This window comes from Pseudomonas sp. 05N431 (genome assembly GCF_056397005.1).
This window is the reverse complement of the sequence record NZ_JBFTMN010000028.1, coordinates 17,018-31,665: the sequence shown is the minus strand read 5'-3', so window position 1 is coordinate 31,665 and position 14,648 is coordinate 17,018. Positions and strand designations below refer to the sequence as shown.

23 protein-coding genes and 1 pseudogene are annotated in these 14,648 nt (G+C 49.8%); 16 read left to right on the top strand and 8 right to left on the bottom strand.

Going from position 1 to position 14,648, the window contains the following annotated elements:
• Nucleotides 1-184: 184 nt before the first annotated feature.
• The 15 genes and pseudogenes from AC1DIG_RS28015 to AC1DIG_RS27945 all read left to right on the top strand — a co-directional run.
• Nucleotides 185-348: pseudogene (locus AC1DIG_RS28015) on the top strand (transposase); the annotation flags it as partial.
• Between the two features lie 280 nt (nt 349-628).
• Nucleotides 629-1,231, top strand: coding sequence for a hypothetical protein (locus AC1DIG_RS28010; RefSeq protein ID WP_477769926.1), 603 nt, complete (start codon nt 629-631; stop codon nt 1,229-1,231).
• Between the two features lie 135 nt (nt 1,232-1,366).
• Nucleotides 1,367-1,798: a hypothetical protein gene (locus AC1DIG_RS28005; protein WP_477769925.1), complete on the top strand. Its 432-nt coding sequence runs from the start codon at nt 1,367-1,369 to the stop codon at nt 1,796-1,798.
• A gap of 402 nt (nt 1,799-2,200) precedes the next feature.
• Nucleotides 2,201-2,566 (top strand): hypothetical protein, encoded by a 366-nt coding sequence (locus tag AC1DIG_RS28000; RefSeq protein WP_477769924.1) that lies wholly within the window; start codon nt 2,201-2,203, stop codon nt 2,564-2,566.
• An 89-nt stretch (nt 2,567-2,655) separates the two neighbouring features.
• Complete coding sequence (locus AC1DIG_RS27995; protein WP_477769923.1) at nt 2,656-2,844, top strand: hypothetical protein; 189 nt, start codon at nt 2,656-2,658, stop codon at nt 2,842-2,844.
• Nucleotides 2,845-2,967: 123 nt separating this feature from the next.
• Entirely contained in the window at nt 2,968-3,153 is a 186-nt protein-coding gene (locus AC1DIG_RS27990; protein ID WP_477769922.1) for a hypothetical protein, read from the top strand.
• A 207-nt stretch (nt 3,154-3,360) separates the two neighbouring features.
• The gene (locus AC1DIG_RS27985; RefSeq protein ID WP_477769921.1) at nt 3,361-3,753 is read left to right on the top strand and encodes a hypothetical protein; all 393 of its coding nucleotides are present in this window, start codon (nt 3,361-3,363) and stop codon (nt 3,751-3,753) included.
• Nucleotides 3,754-3,921: 168 nt separating this feature from the next.
• Nucleotides 3,922-4,290, top strand: a complete 369-nt coding sequence (locus tag AC1DIG_RS27980; RefSeq protein WP_477769920.1) for a hypothetical protein — start codon at nt 3,922-3,924, stop codon at nt 4,288-4,290.
• 14 nt (nt 4,291-4,304) lie between these two features.
• Nucleotides 4,305-4,577: a hypothetical protein gene (locus AC1DIG_RS27975; protein WP_477769919.1), complete on the top strand. Its 273-nt coding sequence runs from the start codon at nt 4,305-4,307 to the stop codon at nt 4,575-4,577.
• A 376-nt stretch (nt 4,578-4,953) separates the two neighbouring features.
• Nucleotides 4,954-5,526 (top strand): hypothetical protein, encoded by a 573-nt coding sequence (locus tag AC1DIG_RS27970; protein WP_477769918.1) that lies wholly within the window; start codon nt 4,954-4,956, stop codon nt 5,524-5,526.
• Nucleotides 5,527-5,769: 243 nt separating this feature from the next.
• Nucleotides 5,770-6,279: a hypothetical protein gene (locus tag AC1DIG_RS27965; protein WP_477769917.1), complete on the top strand. Its 510-nt coding sequence runs from the start codon at nt 5,770-5,772 to the stop codon at nt 6,277-6,279.
• Nucleotides 6,276-6,596: a hypothetical protein gene (locus tag AC1DIG_RS27960; protein ID WP_477769916.1), complete on the top strand. Its 321-nt coding sequence runs from the start codon at nt 6,276-6,278 to the stop codon at nt 6,594-6,596. The genes AC1DIG_RS27965 and AC1DIG_RS27960 overlap by 4 nt, the downstream gene beginning before the upstream one ends.
• Before the next feature lie 494 nt (nt 6,597-7,090).
• Nucleotides 7,091-7,474 carry a DUF6896 domain-containing protein gene (locus tag AC1DIG_RS27955; RefSeq protein ID WP_477769915.1) on the top strand — a complete coding sequence of 128 codons (384 nt, stop codon included), beginning with the start codon at nt 7,091-7,093 and terminating at the stop codon, nt 7,472-7,474.
• A 353-nt stretch (nt 7,475-7,827) separates the two neighbouring features.
• Complete coding sequence (locus AC1DIG_RS27950) at nt 7,828-8,358, top strand: hypothetical protein (RefSeq protein ID WP_477769914.1); 531 nt, start codon at nt 7,828-7,830, stop codon at nt 8,356-8,358.
• Between the two features lie 105 nt (nt 8,359-8,463).
• Nucleotides 8,464-8,790, top strand: a complete 327-nt coding sequence (locus AC1DIG_RS27945; RefSeq protein ID WP_477769913.1) for a hypothetical protein — start codon at nt 8,464-8,466, stop codon at nt 8,788-8,790.
• A 270-nt stretch (nt 8,791-9,060) separates the two neighbouring features.
• Here the strand turns inward: AC1DIG_RS27945 and AC1DIG_RS27940 are convergent, their stop codons facing one another.
• From AC1DIG_RS27940 to AC1DIG_RS27915, 6 genes are all read right to left on the bottom strand, one after another.
• The gene (locus AC1DIG_RS27940; protein WP_477769912.1) at nt 9,061-9,327 is read right to left on the bottom strand and encodes a short-chain dehydrogenase; all 267 of its coding nucleotides are present in this window, start codon (nt 9,325-9,327) and stop codon (nt 9,061-9,063) included.
• Entirely contained in the window at nt 9,324-9,608 is a 285-nt protein-coding gene (locus tag AC1DIG_RS27935) for a DUF3077 domain-containing protein (protein ID WP_477769911.1), read from the bottom strand. The genes AC1DIG_RS27940 and AC1DIG_RS27935 overlap by 4 nt, the downstream gene beginning before the upstream one ends.
• Before the next feature lie 432 nt (nt 9,609-10,040).
• Complete coding sequence (locus AC1DIG_RS27930) at nt 10,041-10,649, bottom strand: hypothetical protein (protein WP_477769910.1); 609 nt, start codon at nt 10,647-10,649, stop codon at nt 10,041-10,043.
• A gap of 9 nt (nt 10,650-10,658) precedes the next feature.
• Complete coding sequence (locus tag AC1DIG_RS27925) at nt 10,659-11,258, bottom strand: papain-like cysteine protease family protein (RefSeq protein ID WP_477769909.1); 600 nt, start codon at nt 11,256-11,258, stop codon at nt 10,659-10,661.
• A gap of 252 nt (nt 11,259-11,510) precedes the next feature.
• Nucleotides 11,511-11,981 carry an AraC family transcriptional regulator gene (locus AC1DIG_RS27920; RefSeq protein ID WP_477769908.1) on the bottom strand — a complete coding sequence of 157 codons (471 nt, stop codon included), beginning with the start codon at nt 11,979-11,981 and terminating at the stop codon, nt 11,511-11,513.
• A 58-nt stretch (nt 11,982-12,039) separates the two neighbouring features.
• Nucleotides 12,040-12,777, bottom strand: a complete 738-nt coding sequence (locus AC1DIG_RS27915; RefSeq protein ID WP_477769907.1) for a DUF899 domain-containing protein — start codon at nt 12,775-12,777, stop codon at nt 12,040-12,042.
• A 192-nt stretch (nt 12,778-12,969) separates the two neighbouring features.
• Between AC1DIG_RS27915 and AC1DIG_RS27910 the strand changes: the two genes are divergently transcribed.
• Nucleotides 12,970-13,362, top strand: coding sequence for a transcriptional regulator (locus AC1DIG_RS27910; protein WP_477769906.1), 393 nt, complete (start codon nt 12,970-12,972; stop codon nt 13,360-13,362).
• Here the strand turns inward: AC1DIG_RS27910 and AC1DIG_RS27905 are convergent.
• Nucleotides 13,359-14,228, bottom strand: coding sequence for a DUF6279 family lipoprotein (locus AC1DIG_RS27905; protein WP_477769905.1), 870 nt, complete (start codon nt 14,226-14,228; stop codon nt 13,359-13,361). The two genes, AC1DIG_RS27910 and AC1DIG_RS27905, sit on opposite strands and share 4 nt — an antisense overlap.
• A gap of 176 nt (nt 14,229-14,404) precedes the next feature.
• Complete coding sequence (locus AC1DIG_RS27900; protein ID WP_030131898.1) at nt 14,405-14,593, bottom strand: hypothetical protein; 189 nt, start codon at nt 14,591-14,593, stop codon at nt 14,405-14,407.
• Nucleotides 14,594-14,648: the final 55 nt, after the last annotated feature.

Genomic DNA, 14,648 nt, shown 5'->3' with positions numbered 1-14,648 from the left:
ACGGCAGGGTGTTTCCTTCGTTAAACCTGATTGGTTGCACCGATCGAACCCGTTTCCTCAGCATTGGCTACGACCGAGTCGTGCCTGACACCCATATGGATCAAGCGGTAACGGTATTGAAAAGGGGACAGATTTATTTTCTGCTGATTTGCTAGGCTGAAAGCTCCATGGAAGGAGGTTGCTCATGCCCAGGATGGGACGCATTGTTTTGCCGAACTACCCGCATCACGTTGTCCAACGCGGTCATAACCGTCAGGTGGTGTTTGCTGCTGCCGAGGACTATCAGCGTTATCTTGCCGACCTTCGAGAGTTGGGGTAAGGGTGTATGCCTACTGCCTGATGACCAATAGACAGAAAAGGGGACAGATTTATTTATGGATGACCGAGTTTTGTCGTTGTAAATAAATCTGTCCCCTTTCTGTTTCACTAACTTGTGTCGAAACGCAGCCGGCGCATGCGCGGAGGTGTCAGCGGTTGACAAGTTGGTAAGGTTGGGGGTTAATCCGGAAAATGTGAAGTTTACAGATGCTTTGCGTCCGAAGACAGTCAGGGACGAAGGTGGGATCACCCCGAAAGCAATCATAGATACCTGTCCGAACTGTAAGGTTACTTGGCCGGAGAAGAAATAATGACCCTGAACAAGTATTGGAAGCCTGGATTTGGCGAGTTGATTACCTGGTTCGCCATGGATAAATATGGAGCCATCGCAGTTATGGTGAATAACTGCTTTGGGGCGCTGCCAGCAGCATTGCTGGAGTTGCCCAGTCTGGATGAGGAGCTTGATAGGTTTAATGAGTTTATGTGGGAAGAGTCTGCGGAGTTTAATACCTACCCTGAGAATAAAAAGGGGCAGGCGATTCTGGATTTGTATTCGGCATATGCCTATAGGCATACATCTTCAAGGTGGGAGGTTGAAAGTTGGGTTTCCGAGAGGTCTTTGTTTGGTGGGAAATTGACGGAGTATAGTTTACCTTCTATTAAAGGCTTCTATGTGTTTCATGGTGTAGAGGGAAGTGTTCCTGGTGAGGACTTTCCTGTTGGATATGACGGTCCTACGGTGATGGGGGATTATTTTCGCTACTTAATGCCGAGTGTATTTGCTGGAATAGAAGATATTCCCGTTGAGCTCAGAGGATTAATCGCTGTATCCGATTCCTTGGATTTTTCCAATGCGCCTATCATTTTTAGTCAGCGGATTGATTGTCTGTTTCCGCATACTTATGGGGGGTAATTGTCTGCGAAAAGGGGGCAGATTTATTTGTTGATGGACGATCTTAGTCGTCGAAAATAAATCTGTCCCCTTTTTCCTCGCTTTTTTCGGAAATGGTGAATAAGCTAACCGATCAGTTTAAAAGGTAGTGGTGTGATGAGTAAGTATTTTGATGATGAGTTGATTAGTGATTTGCATGATAAGGTTTCATCCGGTGAGTTGCGTATTTCTCGAGAAATAGATATTTATTTTGAGGCGTTAAGTTCAAGGTTCTCGATTAAAAATCGCAGGCTTGACTGGGTGGCGATGCCGTTCTCAAAGGAGAGGCTTGAAACTGATAGTAAAAAAAAGCCCGATGCTTTTGCATCTTTTTTTAAAGATGTAATGCTTGAGTTTGGGCTCGTGGGTGAAGTGGTGTATGTCGGTGATGGTGCGACGGATATTGCGGTACATGGAGGTGTGGAAGCGTTTGTTGATGTGCTTGAGTGTTTGGTGTCTATTCCTCAACATCACTATTTTTTGTCAGTGGACTGTTCGTGGCTTATATGTTTTACAATGGAGGGGGATATGGGTGTTGTGGTTGTATGAAGTGAAGGTTGATAGCGAAACGAAAAGGGGACAGATTTATTTATGGATGACCGAGTTTTGTCGTTGTAAATAAATCTGTCCCCTTTTTGCATCCGGCTCTTATGATTTTGTAACAATGCCGGATGGAGTGGTAAGGGTCAGCAGGTCAAACGTGAATCAGGACTTCTCGACTCACCTTGGACTTAGTGGTGGAGGTGAGGTGAAGTACGCTGGGTCTATACGTTTTGGGAATAATGATGGTCCCAATCGCGGAGAGATAACTCAGTGGACTAATAGTTCTGGACATTATAAACCGCCTGCTTCTTTGAGTGGTAGCGCGGGGTTGCCAGGCAGCTTATTTAATCCGAGGTAGTTTGAAGTATGGATGAGCGATTGAGATCGTTATGCGCGGAGCTCGTCAAGATGGAGTCTGAGCAAGCGGCTAACTGGGTTTTAAATAGATATCCAATAGAGTCTGTTAACTATGGGGAGGCTTTGTTGTTGCTTCCTCATCGTTCTTGGAAAAAGCCAGATCAAAAGCGTTTGGCGCAATATTACTTTAAGAAGTTGCCGTTTTCTGGCTCAAAAGGATATGAGGCTTTTTCAGCTTTTATGTCTGTAAAGTTAATGCTGGAGTGCGTCAGGGAGAATTGCCCTGTGGAAGCGCCAGATATTGATTTGTTATTATATTATGTGGTGCCAGTTTTAGAGGGGATGGCTAAAAATGACGCTGATAAAAAATTAATTAGATGTTTTGTTGAGGGGCTTGGAAGAGGGGGTGGACTCTAAGGGGGAAGGAGGCGGACTTATTTATTGATAGACGATTTTGGTCGTCGAAAATAAATCTGCCCCTTTACTTCTTAAAAGGTAGTGGTGTGATGAGTAAGTATTTTGATGATGAGTTGGTTAGTGATTTACATGAGGAGGTTTCATCCGGTGCGTTGCGTATTGCTCGAGTGAAAAAGGGGACAGATTTATTTATTGATAAACGATTTTGGTTATCGAAAATAAAACTGTCCCCTTTTTTGTTCCGTAACAGAAAACAATCCTCAAACTGGTCAAACTAGGCAGTGGATGGAAAGCTATGACAAGTCTGGGAATGTGATCCGCGTTCATCCGAAAAGCATAAATGGCCAGCCAGTAGATGCTCAACACTACCCTCCAACTGGAGTAGAACTGGAGAGTTGGAAATGACGTATTCAATCCGAGACATGATTCTAGAACTTGAGAAGGCAGCCGTTGGTGGTTATGACGCCCATGAAATTTCAAGGTCAGCGTTTAAGATTTACCAAGATCATGGTTTGGAGTTGGTGGAGAGTATGGATCGTATATTGCTGACTCTAATGGCAATGGATGAAGGGCCGGCGAAAAGGTGACAGATTTATTTATGATGCCGCCTGGCTCATCACCTGTTCCAGGATATGAGGATGGATACTGGCGTTGGCAGAACTCCGGCAAGCAACCGATGAATCCGGCGACGGGTAAACCGGGTATAGGGCAGGGAGATACACACGCTCCACTTCCACCAGACTCTTTACCGCCTGTTCGTCGTTGAAAGGCTATGGATTTAATTAGGGGGAGACATGTACACATTGCCAGATGATTTTGATTTTCTGCTGCTTTCCGGGTGTTACTTGGAAATGGTTTGTTTTGGGGGGCGTGTCACAAGGCTGGACTTTTCACGCCCACAAATTGCCCCTGGTGTTCCTCCATATAAGGTTTCCTTCTGTGTTGAAGCAGGATTGACGTACCAAGTTGGTGATGTTTCGGGGAGGCGAGAATTCACAGACTCATCTACCAGTGCGCCCTTGTTAGATTTTTTGTTGAAAGACGTCGTTTTGGTTGAGGAAATCGAGACTGCTACACTTCAGGTGTCATTTAGTTTCGGCGATAAGATTGTAATCGAGGCTGATTGCGGCGGCGACTATGAGTCCTATTCGATTTATCTGGATTCTGGTGATGTTGTAGTTGTTTAGTTGATTTGAAAATTGAAGGTTCGAAAAGGGGACAGATTTATTTATTGATGAACGATCTTGGTCGTCTAAAATAAATCTGTCCCCTTTTTTTCTCCGTCGGTTTGGGAAAACGCGGTATCGAGAGTTGATGGGGACTTTGGATACTTAAATCAGACACCAAAATTTGGAGTGAATCCGAATTACCTCGAGGAAATTACAGCAAATGGAGTGAAATATACTCCTGAAAATGTTATTGCAACGACTCGTAGCCAAAGTGGGCAGGTTGTGTTCTTGGAAACAGGGAGTTCAAAGGCAGGTTTGCAACATATTATTGAAGAGCATGGTTCTCAATTTACGCAAATGGGTGTCACTGAAGCACAAATTCCGAGCGTTGTAATGAAAGCTGTTTCTGAAGGCAAGCTTATTGGCTATCAAGGTTCTGGAGTTGGTCGTCCGATTTATGAGTTGACTATAAACGGACAATCTCAACGAATAGCGGTTACTGTTGGGGATAATGGTTATGTTGTTGGCGCTAACCCAAGAGGAGGTGTGAGGTGAGATATATAAGGTTGATGGCTGATTATCAGTGTCACCCTGTTTGGGATATTTCTCCGGGTGAGTATGGAGACATAGATCCTAGTGCTCTTCCTATTTCTAAAGAGCTTAAATCTCGGTTGGCGAAATGGGCATGCTTGTATGATGAAACTCTGGATTTGGACTGTCCGCAATGTTCGGGATTTAAAAGTGAAGAGTTGGAGGCTGAGTTTAACAGAGAAGGTAGGTTGCTCGCTGACTGTCTACAAAACGAGCTTGGCGCTGATTTTGTTGTTACAGCTAAAATTTAGCTATATAAAAGGCGCAGCGAAAAAGGGACACCCATTAGCCGGCCCTACGTCAAGATCCAAAGCCAACCCGCCCTGCTTTTTTAACGGCAGGGTGTTTCCCTTGTTAAACCTGATCGGTTGAACCGATCGAACCCGTTTTCTCGATACGAAAAGGGGACAGATTCTGAGGGATTCCCACAAATCTACTCCAACGCCTGCGCCTGTTGATGTACCTCGTCTCGCAACGCGCGCTCAAGTCTCTCCAAGGCTTTTCGAGAGCTTGAGCCGCGTCCGCTGCGCCAGGACCGGCTAATGGGTGTCCCCTTTTTTGTTTGCCTTTTTTGTTTCAGGGACAAAAAGTGATATTTAATTCTTCCACCAATACGTGGGTGCCGGAATGACATCATCTAACGATTTTTCAATATCTTGGATGGCACCAATCGTGCCATCCAAGTCTCTTGCAGGTATTCCGCTGGATGTTAATGCGGAAGTGTTGGAGCGTGTTTTGCTTAAGTATTTGGTTGATCCAGCTAGTTTGTTGTACAAATTTGAAAGTGCGCCAGATCTTCGATTAAGAACGTATGGCCTGGATGAGCATGGAAATGGCGGTTACTCTTTTTCGCTATTTGATGATGCAATTATTAATAATGTGCTAAAAGGAACTCCTGCTCTATCGATAGTGGTTAGAGAGGGCAGGGTTTATGCTGTTAAAGTTTACGACTTTAGCTTTTCTGGAGAGCTTGCGCAGGAGTTTGTTTATAAGGGTGTTTTGCCAGCAGGTATAGGCTTAGGTGGGTTGGTTTCTGACCTTCTGCCATTTACACCTTTAGAGTTTGATGAGTCTGAAGAGTGGTTTTATGCCAGCCAAAATTATAATGGTCTTGAGATTACTGGTTGGGGCGTTTCTTTAGAGGAAAGGCCGGATCAGATAATTACAGCTGTGTGTGTAATACCTAGGAGTTTTCCCTAAATATCGAAAATTGCATCGAAAAGGGGACGGATTTATTTATTGATAAACGATTTTGGTTGTCGAAAATAAATCTGTCCCCTTTTTTGATTCAATCCACGCTTTATGCCTTGTGGTGATGCCTCTTGCGTAGCGGTTGGGGCTAACATAGATCTGAATGATCCAGAGACCAAGCGTTGGATTGAAGCCGGGGATGCAAAAGCCAAGAGTGACGCGCTGGCCATTGGGTCGCTTGTGCCGTTGCCGATGTCTTGGGTTGGAAAGGCTCTTGGGTCTATTCTTGGCAAAGGGGCTTTGAGAGAGGCGATTGTTGTTGGTGAGGTGGCGGGGGGTGTAAAAGAGGCAGTAATTCCTAGTGGTTTTGCAAGCGCAGATAACTTTGCACGTTTTGGTTCGGATATGCGGGATGGCCTATCCCGTGCGGGTTATGGAGATGTAGAGCCCATTCTTCAAGGTAGCTCCGTAACGGGGCAAAGCTTTAAAACTGGGCAAGCATTTGATGCAGGAAGGGTTAGCGATTTCGATGTGGCACTGGCAAGTCCAGAGCTGTTGCAACGTGCTCAATCTTTAGGTATCGGGGTTAGAAGCGGTGGAACGCGTACTGGCCCATTGAGTGCAAGAGATTTGCAAGCTCTCGGATTGCGGGACCTGGCTAGCGAGTTAAGTTCACAGGCAGGTCGTGAAGTTAACTTTATGATTTATGACTCTTCGGCTGCAGCTACAAGCCGAGCACCAAGCGTAGTGCTACCAAAATGAAGACTTATGATTTGTATGGAACGAAATGTTTGAGCCTGGTTTTGGCAAGGGCACAGGTAGAAGAACTTGTAGGGGTTTTACTTGAAGAAAGAGATAGTACTTATCATGGAGGTATTTATTACCTTCATGGCTCCAACAGTTCGGAACACTTTGTTCTGAAAAATAATATTGACCCTTTTGATGGCGAACCTGTAGAGCAAGCATTTTCGGATTACCCGATTCTGCTTTATGTAAACGCAACAAATCGTTCTCTTGAGTTAATGGATGCACTAAAAGTAGAGGGAGGATTTAGTTTGCTTAGGCACGAGATTTTTTGATGTGTCGATGGTGGATCTTTCACGTCTTGCCTTCCGATGGCTGCGCCACAGCCGAAAAGGGGGGGGTGAAAAGGGGCAGATTCTGAGGGATCCCCACAAATCTACTCCAAAACCTGCGCCTGTTGACGTACCTCGTCTCGTAAGGGACCCGAAAAGGGGACAGATTTATTTTTCGCTGATTTGCTAGGCTGAAAGCTCCATGGAAGGAGGTTGCTCATGCCCAGGATGGGACGCATTGTTTTGCCGAACTAACGAAAAGGGGACAGATTTATTTATGGATGACCGAGTTTTGTCGTTGTAAATAAATCTGTCCCCTTTTTGTTTGGACGGGAAGTTGATTATCCTTGATGGCCACCATCGCGCGGAGGCTGCTTCAAAAGCTGGGATCAAAGACGTGCCAGTCAATGTGCATAGCGTGACTAAGGAAGAGGCAGACCAACTTATGCGAGAGGCTGCTGAAGCTCGGGTGAGATACTAGTTATGAGGCAATTAGTATGAATGATGTATTTCTTTTCGTAGAGCTTCAGTGCCAATTGGTGTTTGCGTTCGCAGAGCTACATCCCAACGTAAAGGATTTGAAATGGCTTATCGATTTTCCTCGGAGTGGAGAAATAATAGTTGATGGTGTTCAGTGGCGATTTGTTAAGCATGGTGCAGGATTGCGTTTTGAGAAAACGTCATGCGAGCCGCATTGGGTTGTGGACGTACATAAGTTTTTTGGTGAGCCAATAAGAATCGATGAATGGCGGCTAATCAAATTTCTAGAGTCGTGTGGGAAATGTGTAGATAGGAGAAAAGTTTCATCGTTATTAATAGAAATGTGCTTGGAAGGTCGTTTGATTGATCTCGGTAGTGGGCAGTACTTTTTTGTCGGGTAGTTGTCGGTGCAAAAGAAGTAGCGAGCAAACCATTGAAAAGCTCTAGCGGCGGAAAAAACGAAAAGGGGACAGATTTATTTATGGATGACCGAGTTTTGTCGTTGTAAATAAATCTGTCCCCTTTTTGTTCCAAAAGGAGGATTGGGGAGAATTGAGCCACCCATTCCAAAGCAGAATAGAGGACAGACCCTGAGGGATCCCCACAAATCTACCCCAAGCCCTGCGTCTGCTGATGTACCATCAAAAAGGGGCAGATTTATTTATGGCTAATTTATTTACGGGGTGCCGGATTTTGTCGTTGTAAATAAAGCCGTCCCCTTTTTGGAATACAAGCGTGTGCTGAAGGGTAAGATGTGAATAAGTTAATTTTTGAGTTTTCTCCTGTTGGTAAGATTCGCAGAATTATCCCCGCTGCGGGCGGTGAGTGGTTTTCGAATGTGGTTCTAAAAGTTAGAACAGTGGCGGGCTGTGAGTGTGTCTTGTTTAGTATTAATTGGGACTCAAGGGTTTTAATTGAATGGTTAAGTGCTAACGCGGATGAAATTATCAATGAGCCATTTATTTTTTTAAGTGATCGTTCTTTGGCCAGGACTATTGCAGATAAAATTGAGGAGGATTTGTCAGAGAGTGACGAGGATCTTTTGTACGAATACAGAGTTAAGCATGACCTGCGGTTTGCGCTTAGGGGCGTCGATATTCCGTCGATAATTCTCGGGGTTGGCGTCAGAGGGTATGAGATTTCGGTATGCGGTATGGGTTTCGAGATGGTGTTCGCGGTTGATCTTGGGGCGCTATTACATGGATTGGCTGCGCTCGAAAAGAAAATGGGTGAGGATGTCCAGTCGGGATATTTTGAGGGCGAGCGATTGGCTCTTAGTTCGTAACTTGTTTCTAACCACGCATTGATCAATTTGGGAGGCAAAGCCAGTCTCGGAAAATTCAATCCACTTTTTCGTGTGAGCTTTTCACCTTGATGAGCGAGGCGTGTTTTGGGAAAGATAGAAACTATAAAAAAGCTAATTGGTGTCGGGCGAGCTAAAGATGTATTGGATTTTGTTGAAGGGGACTCTCCTTACATTTCTGAGCTGTCCTTAGGTGCTCCTCAAGAGCCAGAACTGCGGCGTCTATGGATTGTTGCAGTGCATCATTTAAGGTTTGTTTCAGAGTTTGGTGTTTTTTCTTCAGGCGTTCATAAAGATGGAGAGTATTTAACCGCCTTTCCTGAGGGATTTGAGCAATGGCTCCAAGCAGGAGCTCCGGGGGTTGCAGACGAAGATATTAGTGCCTTTCTGAAGGATCATCCTTTGTCAGAGTGAAGCGAAAAGGGGGACACCCATTAGCCGGTCTCCGGTCAAGTCTAATAGGGGGCCCCCATTATGGTGAAGATTGTTTGCAGCTTGGAAGGCTCCACCATCGGGCCCACTCTGAAAAAGAGCCATACTCTCAAATAAATCGCACCCCGCGATGAGGTACATAGTTATCGCGGGGTACGGCGTTGAGCACCATCGCTTTGCAAGATTTTGCACGCACTACCTGAGGCTCATCAGCTCCTCCCCGCAACGTGCGGGAACTACGCATGCGTTACTTCAATGCTGCGCCCGAATCTGGCGCCCCAACACATCCATCACATCACAACCATCACGCAGCAACATCGCCGCTGCGTGGGCAATTTGCTGCACGTCTGCGCCTTTGGCATGGGCAATGTCGAGGCTGGCCAGGCTTTCCATCATCTGCGTGACCGCCAGAAACCGGGCAGCGGCGTTGCTGTGCAGCACTTCCAGCGGCGCTTGGGTGGCGACCAGCAGCACCGGGATGTCGCAATCGTTGTTGGTCATCGGTATGTGCGGGTTCATGCGTCATCCTCCGGTTGGGCGGCGTGCAGTCCGTCGATCGACGCCTGGACCAATGATCGGGCGGTGCCGAGCATCTGCTGGCTGGCCCAGCGTAACGAGACGATGTGTTCCGGGGTGGTGGCGGTGGGGGCTTGATGGGCGAGGGCTTCGGCGCAGCTCAGGTAGATCGAGGCGTGTTCGAGTGCGTCGAGTAACGGGATGTCGGGTTGGACGGCGAACAGGTAATGGTCGACGTGGTCGCAGCGGGCGAAGGGGGTGGATTTTGTGGTTGGATCGGTCATGGGTGTAGCTCCTTGGAAGTCAGAGAGCTGCCACTGAGTCGCCGTCAAACGAATGGGTGGCAACTGTGCGCAGGTTGACGGACCGGTCCAAGATACCCGGCGCACTCGAAAGTGCCCCGCGCACAGTTACCATTAAGCTGTGCAGCGGGCACACAAGTGCACGAGCAAAGTTGAGGAACCATGCGCATCTTGGAATTGCCGAGCCGTCAAACCCGATCACGAATGAGTCGTGACAGGCGCGAGGATAGGGAGTGGGGCGGGGTCAGTCAATCGACCTAAGGTCTGACGCAGGTGGTTTGTTTGTAGGTTTGTTCCGAAACTGACAGTTGTCCCGCCCTGAACAAGGTTTACACCAGTTTCAGGACCAGACACCCAGCAAAAAGCCCAGACACGTGTCCGGGCTTTTTTACATTTCAGCTCACCAACAACTGATTAACTCCCCAACAATCCCGTAGTGTCCGCATCAAACAGTTTTTTGGTCTGGTTGGCGGCAGGCGTCAGCAGGGCAAGCAATTTCGCCTCGTTATACAACTGCGTACTGGCCAGGCTGTTGGGTGTCGGTTCTATCGGAATAATGATGTCCTCGTTACCCGCGTCGTTTGCATGCAGCCAGATCGCCACAAAGTGCAGTGCCGAGACAAACAACACTCTGAGTTCATAGGATTTCCCCTGCAAACTCGCCGAGTTTTCTGCCAGGTTCAGCGCGCTGACGGTGGCGGGGGCCATAGCGCCATGGTTCAGCGATGAGAACTCGACATTGCCGTGTACTTCGGCCAGTTCTGCATCGGCAATGGTCGTTCCATCGGAAAACACCAGGTAGTGCCAGTTACCTTGGGTGGCCGCTTTCAAGCCTTTGCCGTGGGTCAGGTCCTCCAGGCTCAGTGAGTAACCACGGTAAGGTTCGGAGAGGCTGATTTTGCTCGGGACGGCATTTGCAAACTGACGGTTGATGCCGAAGCCTTTTGTTTGCAAAGCTGCTTGAAGAGCAGGGCGCAGTGTTTGTACGCCGTTGGAAGGCGCCATTGGGTAAGAAAGTTTCATGATGCCCTCCTAGTTTTTCCGGGTGAAGTAAGTGGTGGTCCAGTTGCCGCCGCCGTTGTATGAGCCGGGGAACGTATTTAATGCGCGCGTTGAATAGCCATAGATGGAATCTGCAACCAATACATAGTTGCCGTTGGTCCCATAAAACGTCAGGAAGTGAGCGCCACCGCCATACCAGGCAACGCGTATGCCGATGGGTCTTCCCATGTTGATCTGGTTTTCGATGGCGCTCATTTGAATAGAACCCTGGCTCATGCTGGCAAAGCTTCTTGTGGTCCTGAGGGCCGAGTCCAGATAGCCATAAACGTTGCAGGGGCCTGGTTGGTTGCAGCAGGAGTTCTTGTCGAGTTCATAGTTGGCGACGACGCATTGGGTCCAGGTCCCGGTGCCGTAATAGTTGCCAACAGACGCCGAAACTGCTGCCCAGCACCAGTTGGTCTGGGTTTGCCGCTGCATGCTGAAGTTGAGGCTGGCAGCGGCCAAGGCTGCTTGCTCCACCGATACTTCACTATCGGCCAGTTCAGGGTTGATAAGGTGTTGGGACAGGCATTTGGGAAGTGCTTCGCCGGTGGCCGAACTTTTAAGCTGTGTTTCTTCAGTCAGTAACATGATTCATCCTCCATGAATGAACGTAGCGTCCAGCTTGGGTATGTGTACCTTTTTGAAATAAAACGGCTTTGTCGTCAGTGAGGGATCGGCTTGCGCTATTTGCCATCTTCGATGGCTTGCTCCGATCGGGCCTCGCTGTAACCTTAGGATGGGATATGCGTTTGTGCAAATTTATGATGCGCTAATGCATGGCTTGGCGATGGACGGCATCGCGTGACGAGGGAGAGCAAGCTCCCTCGGCACGGGTGTGGTTCAGCGCTTCTTCACCGCTATACACATGTCCATTTCCATCACATCGGTCTTCTGGTCGTAGGAGACGTCTACCGGGTAGCGTTCGAAGTTGGGACGTTTGTCGTAGTCCAGGCCACTGGCCGGCATCCACTGACCGCAGAGTTCGCCCCATGCCGCGGCAATCTGCAACGCCGGGCCTTTGAAGCGGGCCACTGCGTAAAGACCGCCGGGCAGGGTGGTGACGGCGAACGGGAAGGCCGCATTAAAACCGTCCGGGACTTCTACGCAAGCGTCGTAGCGGCAATACGCGGCCGGGGTGACGCTCGGGTCGTCGTGCCCGATGCCGTAGCGCACCTTGTTCAGCAGATCGTTTTCGATCATCCAGGGGGCAACGGTCTCGCGCCAGAAGGTGCCGATGCCTGGGCCGTAAGGGCCGGTGTAGCGCAGATAGGCGACGCGAGTGGGGGGCAGTTCTATCAAGGTGACGTTCATCGCGGGTGTCCTTTTATGATGTTCGAGTGTCGAGCCTTGTCGTGAAGGGCCGGCAGCGCTACTCGCAGCCACAGTGTTTGGCGCTTGGCGCGGTCTCGTAACGATCGTGATGGCGCACCCATTTCATGCCCTGCTCTTCGTTGCGGCCCTTGGGCGTCAGGTCGAGGAAGTTATAGGCACCGACCAGCAAGTCCAGGCCGCGAGCGTAGGTGGAATAGGTGTGGAAGATTTCCCCGGCGTCATTGCGATAAAACACGCTCAGCCCCGGCAGTTCGCCTTCAGTGCTGGTGCTTTTTTCGTAGTTGTAGGTCGCGGTGCCGTCCGCGAGTTCCTGATCGCTGATGGTCACCTTGTAGTCGGCGTTGAAGTCGCTGCCGGCCGATGAGACCCATTTGAACTGCCAGCCCATGCGTTTGCGGAACGCCTGGAATTCTGCCAATGGCGCGTGGGAAACCACCACCAGTGAAACGTCGTGGTGGGCCAGGTGCAGGTTGGCGCCGTCGAAGTGGTCGGACAGAAACGAGCAGCCATGGCAGCCTTCTTTCCAGCCCTTGGCAAACATGAAGTGATAGATGATCAACTGGCTGTTGCCACCGAAAAGGTCGGCGAGGTTTTGCCGTCCGTCGGGGCCTTCGAACACATAGTTCTTGTCGACTTTTACCCAGGGCAGTGCGCGACGTTCGGCGCTGAGTTTGTCGCGTTCCCGGGTAAAGGCTTTTTCGTGGATCAAATGCTGTTTACGGGCCGCAATCCATTCATCTCGGGACACGACCTTGTGCTGTTGCACGCTGTTCATGACTTTTCCTCCTGCGAGGTTGGCGTGTTGTGGCTTACACAGCCTAGTCGTTTGGCCGACGCTCTAATCGACAAGCCGCTGATCGGTTGTCGCCGTCATCTGCCCGCATGACAACCTGGCTGAACGGCTGCCGATGGTGCCGGTCACAACTTATGAGAGGCCTCTCACTGTCGGTCTGGAGGTTGATATCGGATGACGGCTTATAACTGGGATTTGCTTGAGCGATTGCTGCACGAAGTGCAGAACTGCGCCGATCACAGCTTTGCCCCGCGCGTCTACGCCGAGCAGCATGCGGCGGAGAAGGCGGCAGAAGGTGAGCCCATCGGCAATCTGGATGAGCTGAAAGTGACCGCCACCGCGTATGAAAAGCTCCTGCTGGACCGTGGCTATATCGAGCCACGTCCCGAGGAAGACGGTGGTAACGGCGAGAACTTCATCCTCACGCCTCGCGGTTCACGCCTGCTGGGCATGATCGACAGCAGCAGTGCGGGCAATGACCATCCAAGGCAGGTGCTCGACGAGCAGGTGGATGCGCTGGATCCGGCGACCTTTGATGAAGTGGCGTCTAAAGTGCAGATCGCTTAAGACGCTCCTGCGACCTTCAAGCACTTCAATGCGTTGAAATCGCTGCGCATCTTGTCGATTTTTTTCAGCAGGTGTTGGCGTTGATCGGTGGTACTGTCAGCCATCAGGTCGACAATCAGGCTGCGCGCCTGGGCTTCGGTGTTGCTGTAAGCCTGGCGATACGCCGGGGTCCATAGTGTCTCGCGATCGACCAGCAGGGTTTCGATGCGTTGCGCAAAGTCGCTGTTGTGGCGTTGTTCCACTGCTGCGCTGAACAGTGCCTGCCAATGAGCGCGGTTGGCGATCCATTGCTGATTTTGCTCGCCCAGCGCGTTGGCCCAGACAACAACGCGCTGCGCTTGAACATTGTTGAGCGGGCCAAGCCAGTCTCCCAGGCGTTTATCCATCCGTTCGATGCGATGTTTGATCTGCAGTGCCAGCGGCGCTTTGAGGTATTTTTCCTGATGCGTGCGCTGGTCTTTGGCGAAGGCCTGCTTCATTTCGTTGACCTGCTGGTCATTCAAGCCTTGCAACAACTCGACCGCCGACGGGGTGATTTCCCGGGCGGTCTGGGCAATGGCTTGCTTGGCTTCCTGGATGCGCGCTTGCAGTGCGGCGTCTGTGACCTGATTGGTTTCGACCATCTGCTGCAAGCGGTCGAGCCAGTCGACATAGCCGGGTAATTGCGTGGAGCAATGCCAACTGAGGTGTTCCTTGAGACGTTCGCTGAGCCAGCCTTTCTGCTCGCTGTTCATGTCCAGGTAGTCGTTGAGCGTCCAGGGAATGATTATGTCGAGATTGCGGTAGGCCAGGCTCACTCGGTTGCAGGCCGGTAGCGACAGGCACAGGGTCAGGAACAGGGCGAGGTGTTTCAACCAGCGCGACATGAGCCAATCCTTGCAAGGGCGTAGTTCTGGTATCTGAATGCAGGATGGACCCGGCTGTTCAGCTGATCAAATCGAACGCACGTTTGGTCTTGAAGGGTGTGGCAGGGGAGGAGGGTTCCAGTCCTAGCGCTTCGAAGCTCAAAGCGCTTAGGGACCAGGGTGACGCGAGGGGGGTATTACTTTTTGCCCAGGGTGATCTGCTTGGACGGGCCGAATGTCTGGCCGCTGACGCCTTTGGCAATTTGCTGGATCTCGCCGCCGGACTTGAGGAAAGCAGCAATCTGGTCGTTGATCGACTCGCTGGTTTCAACGGCTGGAGCTGGCTTTGCTTTGCTGTTGGATGCTTTTACACGCATGGCGGCCATTAACCTGTAGAAATTAACTTGGCCAGGCATCGTACAGGAAATACTTGACAATTGC